General features: G+C 66.0%; 19 protein-coding genes. 9 read left to right on the forward strand and 10 right to left on the reverse strand.

Translation table 11 applies throughout. From position 1 onward, the window contains the following. Positions 1 to 21: 21 nt before the first annotated feature. The 3 genes from LIW09_RS06800 to LIW09_RS06810 form a co-directional block, all read right to left on the reverse strand. On the reverse strand, positions 22 to 420 hold the full coding sequence (locus LIW09_RS06800; RefSeq protein WP_256644904.1) for a type II toxin-antitoxin system VapC family toxin: 399 nt from the start codon (positions 418 to 420) through the stop codon (positions 22 to 24). Beyond that, entirely contained in the window at positions 417 to 623 is a 207-nt protein-coding gene (locus tag LIW09_RS06805; protein ID WP_256644905.1) for an AbrB/MazE/SpoVT family DNA-binding domain-containing protein, read from the reverse strand. Before LIW09_RS06805 ends, LIW09_RS06800 begins: the two co-directional genes overlap by 4 nt. A 92-nt stretch (positions 624 to 715) precedes the next feature. Next, positions 716 to 1,528 carry a GGDEF domain-containing protein gene (locus tag LIW09_RS06810; protein WP_256644906.1) on the reverse strand — a complete coding sequence of 271 codons (813 nt, stop codon included), beginning with the start codon at positions 1,526 to 1,528 and terminating at the stop codon, positions 716 to 718. A gap of 119 nt (positions 1,529 to 1,647) precedes the next feature. On the opposite strand from LIW09_RS06810, the gene acnA reads away from it, so the two are divergent. Next, a complete protein-coding gene (acnA, locus tag LIW09_RS06815) occupies positions 1,648 to 4,401 on the forward strand; it encodes an aconitate hydratase AcnA (protein ID WP_256644907.1) in 2,754 nt (917 codons plus the stop codon). A gap of 57 nt (positions 4,402 to 4,458) precedes the next feature. On the opposite strand, the gene galU is transcribed toward acnA, so the two are convergent. The 7 genes from galU to cmk all read right to left on the reverse strand — a co-directional run bounded on the left by galU (position 4,459) and on the right by cmk (position 11,859). Continuing rightward, positions 4,459 to 5,370: a UTP--glucose-1-phosphate uridylyltransferase GalU gene (gene galU / locus LIW09_RS06820; RefSeq protein ID WP_256644908.1), complete on the reverse strand. Its 912-nt coding sequence runs from the start codon at positions 5,368 to 5,370 to the stop codon at positions 4,459 to 4,461. 9 nt (positions 5,371 to 5,379) lie between these two features. Beyond that, on the reverse strand, positions 5,380 to 7,218 hold the full coding sequence (locus LIW09_RS06825; RefSeq protein ID WP_256647175.1) for a polysaccharide biosynthesis protein: 1,839 nt from the start codon (positions 7,216 to 7,218) through the stop codon (positions 5,380 to 5,382). A gap of 184 nt (positions 7,219 to 7,402) precedes the next feature. After that, positions 7,403 to 8,581: a lipopolysaccharide assembly protein LapB gene (lapB, locus tag LIW09_RS06830; RefSeq protein WP_256644909.1), complete on the reverse strand. Its 1,179-nt coding sequence runs from the start codon at positions 8,579 to 8,581 to the stop codon at positions 7,403 to 7,405. Positions 8,582 to 8,584: 3 nt separating this feature from the next. Continuing rightward, positions 8,585 to 8,851, reverse strand: coding sequence for a lipopolysaccharide assembly protein LapA domain-containing protein (locus tag LIW09_RS06835; RefSeq protein WP_256644910.1), 267 nt, complete (start codon positions 8,849 to 8,851; stop codon positions 8,585 to 8,587). Between the two features lie 88 nt (positions 8,852 to 8,939). Then, positions 8,940 to 9,242: an integration host factor subunit beta gene (locus LIW09_RS06840; protein ID WP_256644911.1), complete on the reverse strand. Its 303-nt coding sequence runs from the start codon at positions 9,240 to 9,242 to the stop codon at positions 8,940 to 8,942. Between the two features lie 73 nt (positions 9,243 to 9,315). Further along, the gene (rpsA, locus tag LIW09_RS06845) at positions 9,316 to 11,016 is read right to left on the reverse strand and encodes a 30S ribosomal protein S1 (RefSeq protein ID WP_256644912.1); all 1,701 of its coding nucleotides are present in this window, start codon (positions 11,014 to 11,016) and stop codon (positions 9,316 to 9,318) included. Positions 11,017 to 11,178: 162 nt separating this feature from the next. After that, entirely contained in the window at positions 11,179 to 11,859 is a 681-nt protein-coding gene (gene cmk, locus LIW09_RS06850; protein ID WP_256644913.1) for a (d)CMP kinase, read from the reverse strand. Positions 11,860 to 12,008: 149 nt separating this feature from the next. Here cmk and ykgO point away from each other — a divergent pair, with 149 nt between their 5' ends. From ykgO to LIW09_RS06890, 8 genes are all read left to right on the forward strand, one after another. Next, complete coding sequence (gene ykgO / locus LIW09_RS06855) at positions 12,009 to 12,134, forward strand: type B 50S ribosomal protein L36 (RefSeq protein ID WP_010342887.1); 126 nt, start codon at positions 12,009 to 12,011, stop codon at positions 12,132 to 12,134. A 142-nt stretch (positions 12,135 to 12,276) separates the two neighbouring features. After that, positions 12,277 to 12,606, forward strand: a complete 330-nt coding sequence (locus LIW09_RS06860; protein ID WP_256644914.1) for a hypothetical protein — start codon at positions 12,277 to 12,279, stop codon at positions 12,604 to 12,606. A gap of 3 nt (positions 12,607 to 12,609) precedes the next feature. Beyond that, complete coding sequence (locus tag LIW09_RS06865) at positions 12,610 to 13,641, forward strand: agmatine deiminase family protein (RefSeq protein ID WP_256644915.1); 1,032 nt, start codon at positions 12,610 to 12,612, stop codon at positions 13,639 to 13,641. Continuing rightward, complete coding sequence (locus tag LIW09_RS06870) at positions 13,641 to 14,528, forward strand: carbon-nitrogen hydrolase (protein ID WP_256644916.1); 888 nt, start codon at positions 13,641 to 13,643, stop codon at positions 14,526 to 14,528. Before LIW09_RS06865 ends, LIW09_RS06870 begins: the two co-directional genes overlap by 1 nt. Next, positions 14,521 to 15,735 carry a TraB/GumN family protein gene (locus tag LIW09_RS06875; protein ID WP_256644917.1) on the forward strand — a complete coding sequence of 405 codons (1,215 nt, stop codon included), beginning with the start codon at positions 14,521 to 14,523 and terminating at the stop codon, positions 15,733 to 15,735. Before LIW09_RS06870 ends, LIW09_RS06875 begins: the two co-directional genes overlap by 8 nt. A gap of 51 nt (positions 15,736 to 15,786) precedes the next feature. Then, positions 15,787 to 16,524, forward strand: a complete 738-nt coding sequence (gene aat, locus LIW09_RS06880) for a leucyl/phenylalanyl-tRNA--protein transferase (RefSeq protein ID WP_256644918.1) — start codon at positions 15,787 to 15,789, stop codon at positions 16,522 to 16,524. A gap of 156 nt (positions 16,525 to 16,680) precedes the next feature. Then, positions 16,681 to 16,899: a translation initiation factor IF-1 gene (infA, locus tag LIW09_RS06885; RefSeq protein WP_256644919.1), complete on the forward strand. Its 219-nt coding sequence runs from the start codon at positions 16,681 to 16,683 to the stop codon at positions 16,897 to 16,899. 151 nt (positions 16,900 to 17,050) lie between these two features. Continuing rightward, complete coding sequence (locus LIW09_RS06890) at positions 17,051 to 18,001, forward strand: PLP-dependent cysteine synthase family protein (RefSeq protein ID WP_256644920.1); 951 nt, start codon at positions 17,051 to 17,053, stop codon at positions 17,999 to 18,001. Positions 18,002 to 18,087 lie beyond the last annotated feature (86 nt).

An 18,087-nucleotide genomic window follows, 5' to 3' on the forward strand; every position in this document is an offset into this window, starting at 1 on the left:
CAACGGGTGGGAAAGAGAGCCTCAGTGTTTCGGAACGATCAACTTCAGGCCCTTGAAGTAATCGCGGTAAAAGTCGGCGTCAAAGGTGATCAGTGCATCGCATTGCAGCAAGGCATGTGCGCCGATCAGGAACTCGGAAATCGGGCGATGCTCACCCGCGCGTTGACGCTGGCGGCGCTGCATCTCGCCCGCGCGCAGCGCGGATTTGGCTTCCACCGCGCTGTAATGCACGCCCATTTCCTCCAGCGCGCCCAGCGCTTCGGCACCGTTGCGCAACGCACCGGAGACCAGCGCCAGCGCGGCATCGCAGACCACCACGCGGCCTGCGCCCAGCGACTGGCGCAGGCAGGCTTCCGCCGCATCGGCCCGCGCGCCATTGCTCAGCAACTCGATCAGCACCGGGGCATCCACCGCGATCACGAGGCTGCGCCCTTGCCGCCCGCGGGCGCATCCAGCGCGAATTTGCCGCGCACCCTGGAAATGGCGTCATCCACATGCTTGCTCAGCACGATGCGGCCGCCGTCCAGCTCCACCTTCAGCACGCTGCCTTTGGTCAGCCCCAGCGCATCGCGCACCGCCTTCGGCAGGGTGATCTGGCCGCGTTCGGCAACGGTGGCTTCCATGGCACCTGTCCGGGAGAGAGGTAGGCCACGATTATACATACTTTTTCATGCATACTTTCGTGACCAACGGGCACCCGAACCACCGCAGTTGCCTACCCCAGGGTGGTGCGTGCACCGCCTGCATGCTTGGCCAGGTACAGCGCCCGGTCGGCGCGCTGGAACAGCTGCGCCGGGGCTTCATCCTGATTGCCCAGGGTCACCAGGCCCGCGCTGAAGGTGACGTAATTGGGGCCCACGTCACCCGAATACCACTGCCCGTGGCGGGCGAACGCGGAATGCAGGCGTTGGCTGAGCGTCCAGGCGCCTTCCTGGTTCGTGTCCGTCAGCACCAGCGCAAACAAATCCCCGCCCAATCTTGCCGGCAAGTCCGACGTCCGGCTGACCGCGCGCAGCAATTTGGCTGTTTCGATCAACACCCCGTCGCCCATCGCATGCGACCAGCTTTCGTTGATTTGCCGAAGGTGGTCGAGATCCAGCAGCAGCAGGCTCAACGGCTGGCCGTGGCGCTTGGAACGCGAGAAATTCTGCGCCAGGTGCTCATCGAAGGCGCGCCCGTTGGGCAGCGCGGTCAAGCCGTCCTCGTGCGCCTGCCGCGCGAATTCCAGCGACTGCTGCTCCAGCTGCGCCGCAAATTCATCCCGTTCGCGACTGGCGGCCAACAGCTGGCGCGCCTGCCGTTGCAGCTCGGCGCTGCATTCGTCCAGCTGAATTCCCAGCCGGAGCGATTCGCGCCGCTCACCCGCACCGCTCATCCAGCCCGCGGCGATACCCGCCACCAGCACCAGCAGCAGCCCGATCCATGCCCACGCCCACGGGATTCCGCTGCTCGCGGGCTGCGACACCTGCGCTGCCACCGGCAAACTGGCGGCAAGCGACGCCAGCAACATGGCTGCAAGCCCGAACATTCGATTGATCAATGCCTTTCCCGTCATCGACGCTCAATCCGATTTAACATCGAAACCGCACAATGATCGATAGCCGTCCCCTCGCGACGGCATCCCCCTTGCGGACCAGGAGCCCGTCCATGCGCAATTCCTTCGCTACCCAATCCAACCTCCACGTTAACGGCACCGACTACGCTTTCCACAGTCTGCCGGTGCTGGGCCAGCGCTTCGATCTCACCCGTCTGCCCTATTCGCTGAAGATCCTGCTGGAAAACCTGCTGCGCCACGAGGACGGGGTCAGCGTACACCCGGCGCATATCGAAGCACTGGCGAGCTGGAACCCGCTGGCGGAGCCCGACACCGAAATCGCCTTCATGCCGGCGCGGGTCATCCTCCAGGACTTCACCGGGGTACCCTGCGTGGTGGATCTGGCGGCGATGCGCGACGCAGTGGTGAAGCTGGGCGGCCGGCCCGAGCAGATCAATCCGCAAATCCCGTCCGAGCTGGTCATCGACCATTCCGTGCAGGTGGATGCCTTCGCCCGCCCTGATGCGCTGGATATCAACGGCCGCTTCGAATTCGAGCGCAACACCGAACGCTACGGCTTCCTGCGCTGGGGGCAAAAGGCATTCGGCAATTTCAAGGTGGTGCCGCCCAATACCGGCATCGTCCACCAGGTGAATCTGGAATACCTGGCGCGGGTGGTGGTGCGGCGCGAGATCGAGGGCCAGCTGTGGGCCTTCCCCGACACGTTGTTCGGCACCGACAGCCACACCACCATGGTGAATGGCTTGGGCATTCTTGGCTGGGGCGTGGGCGGCATCGAGGCCGAAGCGGCGATGCTGGGCCAACCTGCCTCCATGCTCATCCCGCAGGTGGTGGGCTTCAAACTGAGCGGCCAGCTGCCGGAAGGCGCCACCGCCACCGACCTGGTGCTCACCGTCACCGATATGCTGCGCAAGCACGGCGTGGTCGGCAAGTTCGTGGAGTTTTTCGGCACCGGTCTTCAGCACCTGCCGCTGGCCGAACGCGCCACCATCGGCAACATGTCGCCCGAATACGGGGCCACCTGCGCGATCTTCCCGATCGACGCCGAATCACTGAATTATCTGCGCCTGTCCGGGCGCAGCGAAGACAAAATCGCGCTGGTGGAGGCCTATGCCAAAGCCCAGGGCCTGTGGCATGCGCCAGGAATGCCGGAAGCGCGCTACAGCTCCACCCTGGAACTGGACATGGCCACGGTACAGCCCTCGCTGGCCGGCCCCAAGCGCCCGCAGGACCGCGTGCTGCTGACCGACATGCAAACCGCCAGCCGCACGGCCATCACCCAGCTCACCCGCAGCCGCGACCAGCGCAACGAAGAGGTGTCCAACTTCATCGCCGAAGGCGGCGGCGCGGCGGTCGGCAATGAACAGCATGGCAAGGGCCATGCCGACATCCAGATCGGCGGCGCCCAGCATCGGCTCAAGGATGGCGCGGTGGTGATCGCCGCCATCACCTCGTGTACCAACACCTCCAACCCGGCCGTGATGCTGGGCGCGGGCCTGCTGGCACGCAACGCCGCCGCACGCGGGCTGACCCGCAAGCCGTGGGTCAAGACCTCGCTGGCCCCCGGATCGCGGGTGGTGACCGACTACCTGCAAAAGGCCGGGCTGCTGGATGCGCTGGAGAAAATCGGGTTCTACACCGTTGGCTATGGCTGCACCACCTGCATCGGCAACTCCGGCCCGCTGCCGGTGGAAGTCAGCGCAGGCATTGCCGCGGGGGATTTGTGCGTGGCGGCGGTGCTGTCTGGCAACCGCAACTTCGAGGGCCGCATCCACGCCGAAGTGAAGATGAACTACCTGGCCAGCCCGCCGCTGGTGGTGGCCTACGCGCTGGCCGGCAGCACCGAGGTTGACCTGACCTGCGAGCCGCTGGGAACGGGCACCGATGGGCAACCCGTGTACCTGAAGGACATCTGGCCCACCAACAAGGACATCGCAGACACCATTCTGGCCACCGTGGGCCCGGAGATGTTCAAGGCCAACTACGCCGACGTGTTCAAGGGTGACGCGCGCTGGAACGCAATCACTTCGCCCGACGGCCAGCTGTATGTCTGGGATGCGGCATCGACCTATATCAAGAATCCGCCCTACTTCGACGGCATGACCATGCACGTCGGCACCATCGCCGACATCCATGGCGCACGCGTGCTGGGCCTGTTCGGCGACTCCATCACCACCGACCACATCTCCCCGGCCGGCAGCATCAAGAAGGACTCGCCGGCTGGCCGCTACCTGCAGGCGCGCGGCGTCCTGCCGGGCGACTTCAACAGCTACGGCTCGCGCCGCGGCAACGATGACGTGATGGTGCGCGGCACCTTCGCCAACATCCGCATCAAGAATCTCTTCTTCGGCGGCGAGGAAGGGGGCAACACCCTGTACTTCGGCGCGCAGCCACCGGAAAAGATGGCCATCTTCGATGCCGCCGAAAAATACAAGACCGACGGCACCCCGCTGATCGTCATCGCCGGCAAGGAATACGGCACCGGCTCCAGCCGCGACTGGGCGGCCAAGGGCACGCTGCTGCTGGGGGTCAAGGCGGTGATTGCCGAAAGCTTCGAACGCATCCACCGCTCCAACCTGGTCGGAATGGGCGTGCTGCCGCTGCAATTCGTCGATGGCCAGAACGCCACCTCGCTAGGACTGGACGGCACCGAAACCTACGCCATCACCGGGCTGGCCGACGGCGCGGCGAAGACCGCCACCGTCACCGCCACCGCTGCCAATGGCGCCAGCAAGACGTTCAGCGCCAGCGTGCTGCTGCTGACGCCCAAGGAGGTGGAGTACTTCCGCCATGGCGGCGTGTTGCAGTACGTGCTGCGGCAGCTGGCGGGCAAACAGGCCGGGTAACGCCCGGCCGGCACGCGCGGCGACGTTCGCCCTGGCAGGCGGCGTCGCCGCGGCCGCTCAGCTCTCCACGACGCCCATCTCGTCAAGCGCGTTGCGCATCAGGCTGCGTGCGGCGTCACTGAGTTTTTCATTGTCCAGCGCGTAGCGGATGGTGGCTTCGATCAAGCCGATGTGGGTGCCGCAATCAAAGCGCGTGCCATGGAAACGGAACGCATCCACGCGCTCGCTGTCCAGCAGGGCAGCGATGGCGTCGGTCAGCTGGATCTCGCCGCCGGCACCCTTCGGCGTGCGTTCGAGCAAATCGAAGATCGACGGAGTCAGGATGTAGCGCCCGACCACGGCAAGATTGCTGGGGGCCACGTCCGGATCCGGTTTTTCGACGATCTGGTGAATCCGGCCCGACTGCCCATCGAACGCCGCGGTGGCGACGATGCCATAGCTCGCGGTTTGCTCGTGCGGCACGTCCTGCACGGCCACCACGCTGCCGCCACTGTGCTGCGCATGGTCTGCCATCTGCTTGAGCGCACCATCACCACGGCTCCAGATCAAATCATCCGGCAACAGCACCGCGAACGGCGCATCGCCCACCACGGGCCTGGCGCACAGCACCGCATGACCCAGCCCCAACGCCTCGGCCTGGGTCACGAACACCGCACGAACGCCATCTGGCAGCACATTGCGGATCAACGCCAACTGCTCGGTCTTGCCGGCCTTTTCCAGCTTCTGTTCGAGTTCGTACGCCTTGTCGAAATAATCGGCCACCGCATGCTTGTAGCGGTTGGTGACGAAGACCAGGGTGTCGCACCCGGCGGCAATGGCCTCATCCACCGCGTACTGGATCAGCGGCCGATCGATGATCGGCAGCATCTCCTTGGGAACGGTCTTGGTGGCGGGCAGGAAACGGGTGCCGAGGCCGGCGACCGGGAACACCGCCGTGCGAATGCGCTGTGGGTTGTGTGCAGGAGTCATGCGGGAAGTTTAATGGAAGCGCGTCTGCTTGCCGGGAAACGCGACCACATTGACCGGCTGCACCTTGCCCTCCTCGGCAGCCGCGGCGAACTGCGACACCGCGTCGCGCAGCGCGCACTCCAGTGCGGTCAGGTCGTAGTCGCGCACGCCGGCCCGCAGCCGCTGCAGCGCCAGCTCCACCTGCTCCGCCGCCGCTACGTGCGGCATGGCCTGCAGGATCCCGGGGTGCTGCGTCCGGCTGTAGCGCTCGTCCGGATGGAACAGGGTTTCGTGCAGCCGTTCGCCGGGGCGCAGGCCGATGTACTCGATCGCCACCTCCGTGCGCGGGCGCTTTCCGGCGAGACGAATCATGTGCTCGGCCAGCAGCTCGATCGACACCGGTTCGCCCATGTCCAGCGTGTAAATCGCCTGTTGCTCGCCCATCGAGGCCGCCTGCAGGATCAGCAGGCAGGCTTCCGGGATGGTCATGAAGTAACGCGTGACCTCGGGGTCGGTCACCGTCACCGGCCCGCCACGCCGGATCTGCTCGCGAAACAGCGGCACCACGCTGCCCGCCGAATCCAGCACGTTGCCGAAACGCACCGTCACCATGCGCGTGGATTGCGAGTCCGCCAGCGCTTGGCACGCGAGTTCCGACAGCCGCTTGGTCGCGCCCAGCACGTTCACCGGATCCACGGCCTTGTCGGTGGAAATCAGCACGAAGGTGCCCACGCCCGCCGCGCGGCTTGCGCGCGCCACGATGTCGGTGGCAAGCACGTTGTTGCGCACTGCCTCACGCAGTTGCCCTTGCAACAGCGGCACCTGCTTGTAGGCGGCTGCATGGAACACCGCGTCCGCGCCACCAAGCCGCAAGGCATGGGCAATCACCGCCGGGTCGCCGCAGTCGCCAAGCACGGGGATGCAGTGGATGCCGGGGAAATCCGCACGCAGCCGCGCCTCGATGGTCACCAGCGCCAACTCATCAAGTTCGATCAACACCAGCCGCCGCACGCCGTGGCGCGCGCATTGCCGGCACAATTCCGAACCAATGGAGCCGCCGGCGCCCGTCACCAAAACCGAGCGCGCAGCCAGCCAGCGGCGGACGGCGTTCCAGTCGGTGGCGTGCGGCTGGCGTCCCAGCAAATCCTCGATCGCCACTTCTTTCAACTGGCCCGCCTGCTGGCGCCCTTCCAGGATATCGGCCAGCTTCGGTACCGTGCGGAACGGCAACCCGCTGTCCTCGCAGTGTCCGATCACCCGTCGCAGCGACGGTCCATCCAGCGAAGGCATCGCGATGACCAGCAGCTGCGCATCGGTTTCCCGCGCAATTCGCGCCACGTGCTCGATCGTGCCCAATACCGGCAGGCCCAGCAGGCGGGCACCGCGCAGCGCTGCGGCATCGTCGAGGAACCCGATTGGCGCATACCGCCCGCTGCGGCGCAGGTCGCGCAGCAGCGCCTCGCCGGAATGGCCTGCGCCAAGGATCAGGACCCGCTCGGCGCCTTCCGCAGCCTGTCGCCGCCGTTGATCCTTCCATGCGCGAACCAGCAGCCGGGGCATCCCCATCAGGCAGGTCAACACGAACGGATACAGCAGCAGCGCCGCGCGCGAGACCTGTTCAAGCCGGCTGTAGAAGAACAACCCGACCACCAGCGCCAATAGCCCCAACAGGCTGGCCTTGACGATATTCAGCAGGTCGGGAACGCTGGCAAACCGCCATAATCCGCGATACAGCCCAACCCGCCACGACACCAGCCCCTGCGCCACCAGCACGATGGCCACGGTCCCCGACAGCGGCGCCAGTCCCTGCGACGATGCCTGCATCGAGAAGCGCAGGTAGTGCAAGCCCTGCCAGCACACCCACACCATCACCAGGTCATGCGCAATCACCGCCAAGCGCGGTAACCGGTGGTGCAGGCGATCAGCCCAGCGGCTCACTCAGGCGCGCCCATGCCGCAGCCGCAACGATGCGGCCAGGTCGAGGCTCGCCAGCGCGAAGACGAGTGCCGCAAGCCTCGCAGGCGCGGCGACTTGCACGCCACCCGTCTCGCGCCTAGACCACCGCATAGTTCAACAGCGGCTTCACCGTGCCCCACTCCTTGCAGCTCGGGCACTGCCAGTGGTGACTGCGCGCGCCAAAGCCGCAACGGTTGCAGCGATAGCTGGGGTTGCGCACCAGCAGCTGGTCGGTAATGAGCTTGAGATCCTGCAGGGTCGAGGTGGGCTCGGCCCCATCCGCCAGGCTCAAGTCGATCAGCGCAGCCTCGCCGCGCACCGACGGGCGATCCTTGAGCTGCTGCGCGAGGAAACTGCGGGCCGCGCCAACGCCGTCTTCCACTTCGATCATCTTGGCCAGCGCAAGCACCGGCGAAATGCCGCGATAGTGCTCGCACATTTCGCTGAGGAACGCGCGCGCGCCGGAGCGCTCACCCACCCGGGCATAATTTTCCAGCAACGCGGGCAGGATCACCGGCAAGTAATCCGGATCGTGCCGCGCCGCCCGTTCAAGGGCACGGATCGCGCCCTGCGGGTTGCCGGCCTCGGCCTCCAGGCGCCCCTCGATGATGCCCGCGCGCACCGCACTCGGGTCTGCGGCATAGGCGCGCGCAATTGCTGCACGCGCGGGCTCAGCCTCGCCATTGGCGCGATGCCGGTCCGCCAGCTCGCATTCGAACTGCCCGATCAGCTTTCCCATGGTTTCGCCGGTGAGCTGCTCGTAGCGGCCGGCATTGTGGATGGCCTTTTCCCAGTCGCGCTCGGACTGGTAAATGGCGATCAAATGCTTGTGCGCCAGCGGCGTGCGCTGATCCAGTTGCGCCAGATCGTTGAACACCGTCTCGGCGCGATCCAGCAGGCCCGCACGCATGTAGTCCTCACCCAGCGCAGACAGCGCCTGCACCTTCTGCGTATCGCTGAGGTCGCTGCGCAGTGCGAGTGCCTGATGCAGGCGGATGGCGCGATCCACCTCGCCGCGACGGCGGAACAGATGCCCCAGCGCGACCTGGGTTTCAAACGTGTCCTTGTCCAGCTCGGCGATGTGCAGGAACAGCTCGATCGCCTTGTCCGGCTGCTCGTTCAGCAGGTAATTCAACCCGCGGAAATAGGTCGTGGAGAGCTTGCTGACCCGGTGCCCGCTGTGCTGTTCGCCGCCGCGACGACCGATCACCCAGCCGGCCAGCGCCGCCGACGGCACGAAAATGACGAACCACATCCACTGGTCAAGCCAATCCATCGTTCAGGCTCCTGCCGGGGGTTTTGCCGCACGTGCCGCCGATTCGGCGCGCCGCAGCCGGCGACGCAGCGGCGCCACGACGCCCACGGCAAGGGTCGTTCCGCCTACCAGCACGCCCAGCAACAAGGCGAGCAGCACGCACAACCCAAGACTGCCGCGCAGCACGGCAAACCCGAGGTCAAGCAGCACCGACTGGGTGTTGAGCACGCCCACCACAGCCCCCAGCAACAGGCAGGCAATGGCGGCCAGAAGTCGAATCAATCGAACCACGGAAGGTATTTGCAATGCGGAATTGGCGACAAGCTTAACGGACTCGGGCGCGTGCGATCAGCCCCGGCACGGTTGCCAATGATCCGGTTCAGTCTTGCACGGGCAGCGGCAACACGCCGGTGACCCGTTCGCGCAGTTCCTTGCCGGGCTTGAAGTGCGGCACATATTTGCCGGGCAGCGCAACGGCGTCGCCGGTCTTGGGGTTGCGGCCGGTACGCGGTGGCCGGTAATGCAGGGAAAAACTGCCGAATCCACGGATCTCGATCCGCTCGCCGGACGCCAGCGAACCGCCCATCATTTGCAGCAACGCCTTCACCGCCATGTCGACATCGTCCGACTTGAGGTGCGGCTGGCGGTGTGCGAGCAGTTCGATGAGTTCGGATTTGGTCATGTCGTGCGAAGTCGCGACGCGGCGACGACGGCCTGGCCGAAGCCAGACCGCCGTGCGCCGGATGCCGGATGGATCAGTCGGCCTTGTTGTTCAGCTGTTCGCGCAACAGCGCACCCAGCTTGGTGGTGCCGCTGGCAGCGTCGGCGTGGGCCTTGTTGTACTCGGCGAAGGCTTCCGCGGTTTCCGCATCGTCCTTGCCCTTGATCGACAACTGCAGGCTGCGGCCCTTGCGGTCCATGCCCACGAACTTGGCCTCGACCTGCTGACCGACCTTCAGCACCTGGCTGGCATCGTCCACGCGATCTTCGGAGATGTCGCGCGCCATCACGTAGCCTTCCACGCCATCGCCCAGGTCGATGGTGGCGCCCTTGGCGTCCACTTCCTTGACGCTGCCGGTGACCTTGGTGCCCTTCGGATGGGTCGCCATGAACTGGCCCATCGGGTCCTGTTCCATCTGCTTGACGCCCAGCGAAATGCGCTCGCGTTCCGGATCGACCGCCAGCACCACCGCTTCCAGGGTGTCGCCCTTCTTGTAATTGCGGGCAACTTCTTCGCCGGTGGAGTTCCAGCTGATGTCGGACAGGTGGATCAGGCCGTCGATGCCGCCGTCCAGGCCGATGAAGATGCCGAAATCGGTGATCGACTTGATCTGGCCGGACACCTTGTCGCCCTTCTTGTGGATGGCGGCGAAGGTTTCCCACGGATTGCTGGTGACCTGCTTGATGCCCAGCGAGATGCGGCGACGCTCTTCATCCACGTCCAGCACCATGACTTCGACCTCGTCACCGACCTGCACCACCTTGGCCGGGTTGACGTTCTTGTTGGTCCAGTCCATTTCGGAGACGTGCACCAGCCCTTCCACGCCCGGCTCGATCTCGACGAATGCGCCGTAATCGGTGACGTTGCTGACCTTGCCGAACACGCGGCAGTTGGACGGATAGCGACGCGCGATGTTGTCCCACGGATCCTCGCCCATCTGCTTCAGGCCCAGCGACACGCGGTTGCGCTCCTTGTCGTACTTGAGCACGCGCACATCGAGTTCCTGGCCGACTTCAACGACTTCGGACGGATGGCGCACGCGCTTCCAGGCCATGTCGGTGATATGCAGCAGGCCGTCGATGCCGCCGAGGTCGACGAACGCGCCGTAGTCGGTCAGGTTCTTGACCACGCCCTTCAGCACGGCGCCCTCGACCAGCTTCTCGAGCAGCTGCTCGCGCTCTTCCGAATGCTCGGTCTCGACCACCGCGCGGCGGGAGACGACCACGTTGTTGCGCTTGCGGTCCAGCTTGATGAGCTTGAACTCCAGCTCCTTGCCTTCCAGGTACACCGGGTCGCGCACCGGGCGCACATCGACCAGCGAACCGGGCAGGAATGCGCGGACGTCCTTGATATCGACGGTGAAGCCGCCCTTCACCTTGCCGCTGATGCGACCGACGATGGTGGCATTGGCTTCCAGCGCCTCTTCCAGCTCGTCCCACACCATGGCGCGCTTGGCCTTCTCGCGCGACAGCACGGTTTCGCCAAAGCCGTTTTCCAGCGAATCAAGGGCAACCTTGACCTCGTCGCCAACGCCGACGTCGATTTCACCTGCGTCGTTGCGGAACTGCTCGATCGGGACGATGCCTTCGGACTTCAGGCCGGCGTTGATGACCACGACGTCGTTGGTCACGGCGACCACGATGCCCTTGACGATGGCGCCGGGCTTGATCTTGGCCCAATTGGCCTGGCTGGCTTCAAACAGTTCGGCGAAGGATTCGGTAGCTACGGAATTCATGTGAAATCTCGGGTGGATACACAGGCAGCCCGCACTGACGGAGCTGCCCACCTTGGGGTTGGCGTTTGCACGAAATCGCGCGCGGCCATGTGTGGATGAAGGAAAACCGCGGGCACGGATGCGCCCACGGTGCGGTTCTGCAACGAAAGAAACGCGCCCGCCTTACGGCGTGGGGCGGGACACGACATCCAGCACCTGCGCGACCACCAGATCGATCGCCAGGCCGGTGGTGTCGATGTGGACGGCGTCATCGGCCGGCCGCAGCGGCGCCACCGTGCGACTGGCATCGCGGGCATCGCGGGCGAGAATCTCGCGTAGCAGACCATCCATTGTGACGGAAACACCCTTGTCCTTCAACTGCTTATAGCGTCTTTCGGCACGCTCATCGGCGCTGGCGGTCAAAAACACCTTGAACGGGGCGTCCGGGAAGATCACCGTCCCCATGTCGCGACCGTCGGCCACCAGCCCGGGCAGCAGGCGGCAGGCCCGCTGGCGATCTTTCAGTGCCGCGCGCACTTCGGGGATGGCCGCAATGGCCGAGGCCGCCGAACCCGCCGTTTCGGTGCGCAACTCGTCCGTTGCATCCACGCCGTTCACGATCACGCGCGGCTCGCCGGACGGCGTGTCACGGAAGCCGATGTCGGTATCGAAGGTGCAGCGCACCAGCGCGGAGGCGTCGGACAGGTCGATGTCGGACCAGCCGGCGGCAATGCCCACCGCCCGGTACAACGCGCCGGAGTCGAGGTAGTGCCAGCCCAGGCGCTGGGCAACGATGCGGCTGATGGTGCCCTTGCCGGAGCCGGACGGGCCATCGATGGTGAGAACGGGGGCGGCAGTATCCATCCCGTGATTATGCGGGCATGCCGCCGATTCCGCCCCACTTGCCGGCCAAAGCGAACGACGACGGGGCAACCTGTTGATCCAGCAGCCGAATACCCGCTAGAATGTGCGGCTTCGCGTTTCTCCATCATTCTTTTTGCCGAGGTTTCATCATGAAGGTCCTGTCCTCCCTGAAGTCGGCGAAGGCCCGTCACCGCGACTGCAAGGTGGTTCGCCGTCGTGGCAAGGTCTTCGTGATCTGCAAGTCCAACCCGCGTTTCAAGGCGCGCCAGCGCTGATCCCCGGACTGGCCGCGCGCCAGCCCCCGGAACGCACAGACAAAGGCCGCCGCGTGCGGCCTTTGTCATTGCGGCCTGTCCCCCGCGCCGGCAATCCGGCATAGAATCCAAGGCTTCCGTCGCCCGATCCGGGAGTATCGCCATGAATCTTCTGTCCCGCAGCCTTCTCCTCGCCGCACTCGCCAGCGCCTCGGGCATTGCCTGTGCAGGCGACACCCTGTTGATCGAGCGCGTGCAGGAATCGCCGACCAATGTCCCTACCCGCGGGATGAGCACCGCGCAGGTCCAGGCGAAATTCGGCGCGCCCTCGGAACGGCTCGATCCGCGCGGCGGCCAGAAGCACGCCTGGCCCACGATCAACCGCTGGGTGTACCCCACCTTCACCGTGTATTTCGAGCACAACCGGGTGATCGACGCGGTGGCCAACAAGGCCAGCCCCGACGAGATCGGCCCGAAGCCCGCAACCCGCTGACCAATGCCCGAACATTCCGTGCGCTTCCCCGCCGAGTGGGAACCCCAGGCGGCGATCCTGATCGCGTGGCCGCATGCCGACACGGACTGGGCCGAACGCCTGGGCAGCGTCGAAGAGACCTATATTGCGCTGGTGGCGGCGATCACCCGCTTCCAGCCCGTGCTCATCTGCGTGGCCGACGATGACGTGGAAACCTACGCCGATATTCGCCTGCGCTCGAACCGGGTGAACATGGAGCGCGTGCGCTTCGTGCCCGCGAGCTACGACGACACCTGGCTGCGCGACAGCGGCCCGATCACGCTGCGCGAGAATGGCGGCTTCCGCCTGCTGGATTTCCGCTTCACCGCCTGGGGCGGCAAGTTCGAGGCCGGACGCGACGACCGGCTGGTGGAGACGCTGGCCGCGCAGGGGCTGTTCGGCAACGCGGTCCGCCAGCGCATCGATTTCGCGCTGGAAGGCGGCGCCATCGAAACCGACGGCACTGGCACCCTGCTGACCACCTGGACCTGCCTGCACGAGCGCCACCCCGAAGCCAGCCGCGAGGAACTCAGCGCGACGCTGTCGGACTGCCTGCATCAGGAGCGGGTGTTGTGGCTCGACCACGGCGCCCTGGAGGGCGACGACACCGACGCCCATATCGACACCCTCGCCCGCTTCGCGCCGGGCGATGCCATCGTGTTCCAGGCCTGTGACGACGCCACCGATTCGCACCATCCGGGGCTCAAGGCGATGGCGGAAGAACTCGCCGCGCTGCGCACCCGCGACGGCAAGCCCTACCGGCTGTTCCCGCTGCCGTGGGCGCAGCCCGTGCTCGACGAAGGCCGGCGGCTGGCGGCGAGCTACGCCAACTTCCTGATCGTCAACGGCGCGGTGTTGATGCCGGCTTACGGCGACGCGGCCGACAATGCCGCAGCCGTCGTGCTGGCGCAGGCCTTCCCCGGCCGCGAGATCGTGCAAGTGCCCTGCCGCCCGCTGATCTGGCAGAACGGCAGCCTGCACTGCATCACCATGCAATTGCCGGAGGGTCTGGTCTGATGTCCAGGTACAGCAAGCTTCCCGTCGCGCTGGTGCAGGAGCGCAACCACGGCGACGCTGAGGCCAACCTCGCGGTCATCGAATCGCGCGTGGCCGAGGCGGCGCAGTCCGGCGCGAAACTCGTCCTGCTGCAGGAACTGCACAACGGCGCGTATTTCTGCCAGCACGAAGCGGTCTGCGAATTCGACCTGGCCGAACCGATTCCCGGCCCTTCGACTGCGCGCCTGTCGATGCTGGCAAAACAGCATGGCGTGGTGCTGGTCAGCTCGCTGTTCGAGAAGCGCGCCGCCGGCCTGTACCACAACACCGCGGTGGTCTTCGATGCCGACGGCAGCATCGCCGGCAAATACCGCAAGATGCACATCCCGGACGACCCCGGCTTCTACGAGAAGTTCTACTTCACCCCCGGCGACCTTGGTTTCAACCCAATCGACACCAGCGTCGGCAAGCTCGGCGTGCTGGTGTGCTGGGACCAGTGGTACCCGGAAGCAGCGCGCCTGATGGCGCTGGCTGGCGCCGAACTGCTGCTGTATCCCACCGCCATCGGCTGGGATCCTGACGACGCCCAAGACGAAAAAACCCGCCAGCGCGATGCCTGGATCCTGAGCCATCGCGGCCACGCCGTGGCGAACGGATTGCCGGTGCTCAGCTGCAACCGCGTCGGCCACGAAGCGTCGCCGCTGGGCGCGTCCGGCATCGACTTCTGGGGCAACAGCCACGTGCTGGGGCCGCAGGGCGAGTTCGTCGCCGAGGCCGCCACCGACCCTACCCTGCTGCTGGCCGAGGTGGACATGCAGCGCAGCGAACACGTGCGGCGGATCTGGCCATTCCTGCGCGACCGCCGCATCGACGCCTACGGCGATTTGGCGAAGCGTTACCGTGATTGACCCGTCCACGCCGGCAAGCGCCGGGTACGCGGGCCAACCCGTCGTCGAAGTCGAACGCGACGGCGTCCACTACACCCTGCTCGGCACCGCCCACGTCTCCAGGACCAGTATCGAGGCGGTGCGCGCCGCGATCGACAGCGGCCGCTTCGATGCGGTGGCGGTGGAGCTGGACGAGCAGCGCCACAAGGCGCTGACCCAGCCGGATTCACTGGCGCAGCTGGATCTGGTCAAGGTGATCCGCGAGCGCAAGGTCGCCCCGTTCGCCGCCAACCTGGCATTGGCGGCCTACCAGCGCCGGCTTGCCGAGCAGTTGGGGATCGAGCCCGGCGCCGAATTGAAGACGGCCGCGACCGAAGCCGTGGCGCGCGGCCTGTCGATGCAGCTGATCGACCGCGACGTGGGCATCACCTTCCGCCGCATCCTGCAAGGCTTGCGTTGGTGGGATCGGATGAAGCTGATCAGCAGCGTCGGGGCGGGCTTGTTTGCCAGCGACGAGGTCTCGGAAGACGACATCGAACGCCTGAAAGAAGGCGACATGCTGGAATCCAGCTTCGGCGATTTTGCGCGCGACACGCCTTCGCTGTACGCCAGCCTGATCGACGAACGCGACCAGTACATGGCAGCCAAGTTGCGCGAACGCGGCGACGGCGCCAAGCGCGTGCTGGCAGTGATCGGCGCTGGCCACCTGAAAGGCATGGCGGCCTACCTGGCCGACGACCAGCGCCTGCCGGACGCGGCGACCACCCAGCTCACGCACGTCGCCAAGAAACGCAACATCCCGTGGATCACCCTGACCTTGATGGCGCTGATTGCCGGCGGCATCGGCTGGGGCTATTTCCACGGCGGCCGCGATCTCGGCCGCGACCTGCTGCTGCAGTGGTTCGCCTGGACCGGCGGCCTGGCGGCACTGGGTGCGCTGCTGGCGCGCGGGCATGTACTCAGCATTCTTGCCGCCGCGGTTGCCGCGCCGCTGAAGCCGTTCCGGCCAGGCTTGCCGCCGGGCATGTTCAGCGCGCTGGCGGAAGTCCACCTGCGCAAGCCCGCCTATCCGGACTTCCTGGCGCTGCGCGACGACGCGCAGACGCTGGGTGGCTGGTACCGCAATCGCGTGTGCCGGGTGGTGCTGGTGTTCCTGCTGACCAACCTCGGCAGCGCGGTGGGCGTGTGGATCTCCGGCGCCGCCATCCTCGGCAAGCTGATGCATTGACCGGGATGCCGGCGCTGCGCCATCTTCTGGCATCGCCCCTACCCTGCTGCCATGCACCCGCTGATCTGCCGACTGGATGATGCGCCCGAGGCGCCGTTCCCCGCCGTGGAACAGGCGCTGACCGATCCCGACGGACTGCTGGCGGTGGGCGGCGACCTGTCGCCCACGCGCTTTCTCACTGCCTATCGCAACGGCATTTTTCCGTGGTTTTCCGACGGCCAGCCGATCCTGTGGTGGAGCCCGGCGCAGCGGGCGGTCTTCCGCACCGACGGGGTGCACCTGCCGGATCGGCTGCGCCGACGGCTGCGCAACAGCGGCTGGCACGTGCGCGCGGACACCGCCTTCGCGCGCGTGGTTGCCGGCTGCGCCGCGCCCCGTGCCGGGCACGCGGGCGGCACGTGGATCACTGCGGGGATGCGCGCGGCATATCGGGAACTGCACCAGCTTGGCCATGCCCACAGCATCGAGGTATTCGACGGCGAACGCCTGATCGGCGGTCTGCTGGGGCTGTCGTTCGGGCACGTATTTTGCGGCGACAGCATGTATTCCGCCGAATCCGGCGCGTCGTCACTTGCGCTGGCGATCCTGGCCCGGCGCCTGCGGGACTGGGGCTGGCCGCTGATCGACGCGCAAATCCCGAATCCGCACACACGACGGCTGGGCGTGGCGTGCTGGAGTCGGGACGACTACCAGGCGGCGCTGGCCGACCTGCGCGACCTGCCTGCGGAAGCCGGCAGTTGGACGCAGCGCTTCGGCACGTGGCCGGCCAGCGGGCTGGAGCGCAGCTGACCCCTTCAGACCCGGCCATTTCCGGATGCAGCAGGAAGGCCAGGGCCACGCCCTGCACTGTTGATTTAACGGGTTTTTTGCGAATGCCAGGCTTCCGTGGCATAATTCCGGACTTTCGGGCCTAGCGCCCGGCTACAACGGCACAAGTCAGGACCCATGGCGAAAGACGACGTCATCGAATTCGAAGGTACGATCTCCGAAACCCTTCCGAACACCATGTTTCGGGTGAAACTGGAGAACGGCCACGAAATCATCGCCCACATCTCCGGCCGCATGCGCAAGAACTACATCCGCATCCTCACCGGCGACCGGGTCAAGATCGAAATGACCCCCTACGATCTGACCAAGGGTCGAATTACCTATCGCCATCGTTGACTCGATGGCCATTGCCGTGGCACACGCCCGGCAGCCGTGAGCAAAGCGCCCCTGCCGGGGCGTTTTCCGTTTTCGCGCCTGCGTTGACCTGCATCATGGGGATCACGCCACGGGCAGGCACAGACTGCGGTCATCCGATCAGGAGCCCGCCATGTCCACCCGCTACCCCACCGTGTCCACCAACATCCTCGACGCCATCGGCGACACCCCGCTGCTGGAGATCGACGGCGTCTTTGCCAAATGCGAGTTCCTCAACCCGTCGGGCTCGATAAAGGCGCGCATCGCGCACTACATCGTCGAACGCGCGGAACAGGCCGGCCTGCTCAAGCCCGGCGACACCATCGTGGAAGCCACCAGCGGCAATACCGGCAATGCGTTCTCGATGGTGGCCGCGGTCAAGGGTTACCGCATGCTGGTGGTGATGCCCGAAGGGCTGTCCAGCGAGCGCGTCGCCATTTCCCGCGCCTACGGCGCCGAGGTGCTGTTCTGCGGCAACTTCCACGTCAATGCCGCGCTGGAGCGGGCACGCGAGCTTGGCCGCCAGCCCGGCTTCTTCTTCCCGGGCCAGTTCGAAAACGAATGGAACGTGGATGAAAACCGCGAGCTGCTGGGCCCGGAAATACTGGCGCAGCTTCCCGCCGGCTGCGTCCCCGACGCCTTCGTGCATGGCGTGGGCACTGGCGGCACGCTGATCGGCGTTGGCCAGGCATTGCGCGCAGCCAATCCCGACGTCCGCCTGTTCGCGATGGAACCGTCCGAATCGCGCACCATCCTGTGCGGCGAAGTGGCGCTGCACCAGATCGAGGGCATTTCCGACGGCTTCATCCCCGGCATCTTCGCCCGCCACAGCGCGCTGGTGGGCGGCACCATCAACGTCTCCAGCGAGGATGCCGTGGAAGAAATGCGCAAACTGGCGAGGACGCGCGGCCTGCTGTGCGGCCCCAGCTCAGGCGCGCACCTGCTGGCTGCGCAGCGCATCCGCCAGCAATTCCCGGAATTGAAAACCGTGGTCACCATCCTCGACGATGAAGGCGAAAAGTATCTGCACGACTTCTACATGCCGCCCGCAGCCGGCACCGGCACGCCATTGCCATTTCACTGAGCGGCATGGGCGTTGGATGAGCGCCGCCCCATGGCGCGCAGGCCGTTCGAACCGGTTGCGAATGGGCTGCGCGTCTAGTATGAAGT

Origin of the sequence: Thermomonas paludicola (genome assembly GCF_024498955.1) — a bacterium.
Taxonomy (GTDB): Bacteria; Pseudomonadota; Gammaproteobacteria; order Xanthomonadales; family Xanthomonadaceae; genus Thermomonas; species Thermomonas paludicola.

Coding starts and splice junctions, on each gene's coding strand:
- galU (WP_256644908.1), bottom strand. CDS start 5,370: ATGACTCCTGCACACAACCCACAGCGCATTCGCACGGCGGTGTTCCCG.
- infA (WP_256644919.1), top strand. CDS start 16,681: ATGGCGAAAGACGACGTCATCGAATTCGAAGGTACGATCTCCGAAACC.
- acnA (WP_256644907.1), top strand. CDS start 1,648: ATGCGCAATTCCTTCGCTACCCAATCCAACCTCCACGTTAACGGCACC.
- LIW09_RS06810 (WP_256644906.1), bottom strand. CDS start 1,528: ATGTTCGGGCTTGCAGCCATGTTGCTGGCGTCGCTTGCCGCCAGTTTG.
- ykgO (WP_010342887.1), top strand. CDS start 12,009: ATGAAGGTCCTGTCCTCCCTGAAGTCGGCGAAGGCCCGTCACCGCGAC.
- rpsA (WP_256644912.1), bottom strand. CDS start 11,016: ATGAATTCCGTAGCTACCGAATCCTTCGCCGAACTGTTTGAAGCCAGC.
- LIW09_RS06860 (WP_256644914.1), top strand. CDS start 12,277: ATGAATCTTCTGTCCCGCAGCCTTCTCCTCGCCGCACTCGCCAGCGCC.
- LIW09_RS06840 (WP_256644911.1), bottom strand. CDS start 9,242: ATGACCAAATCCGAACTCATCGAACTGCTCGCACACCGCCAGCCGCAC.
- LIW09_RS06870 (WP_256644916.1), top strand. CDS start 13,641: ATGTCCAGGTACAGCAAGCTTCCCGTCGCGCTGGTGCAGGAGCGCAAC.
- LIW09_RS06890 (WP_256644920.1), top strand. CDS start 17,051: ATGTCCACCCGCTACCCCACCGTGTCCACCAACATCCTCGACGCCATC.
- LIW09_RS06805 (WP_256644905.1), bottom strand. CDS start 623: ATGGAAGCCACCGTTGCCGAACGCGGCCAGATCACCCTGCCGAAGGCG.
- LIW09_RS06825 (WP_256647175.1), bottom strand. CDS start 7,218: ATGGTGTGGGTGTGCTGGCAGGGCTTGCACTACCTGCGCTTCTCGATG.
- lapB (WP_256644909.1), bottom strand. CDS start 8,581: ATGGATTGGCTTGACCAGTGGATGTGGTTCGTCATTTTCGTGCCGTCG.
- cmk (WP_256644913.1), bottom strand. CDS start 11,859: ATGGATACTGCCGCCCCCGTTCTCACCATCGATGGCCCGTCCGGCTCC.
- LIW09_RS06865 (WP_256644915.1), top strand. CDS start 12,610: ATGCCCGAACATTCCGTGCGCTTCCCCGCCGAGTGGGAACCCCAGGCG.
- aat (WP_256644918.1), top strand. CDS start 15,787: ATGCACCCGCTGATCTGCCGACTGGATGATGCGCCCGAGGCGCCGTTC.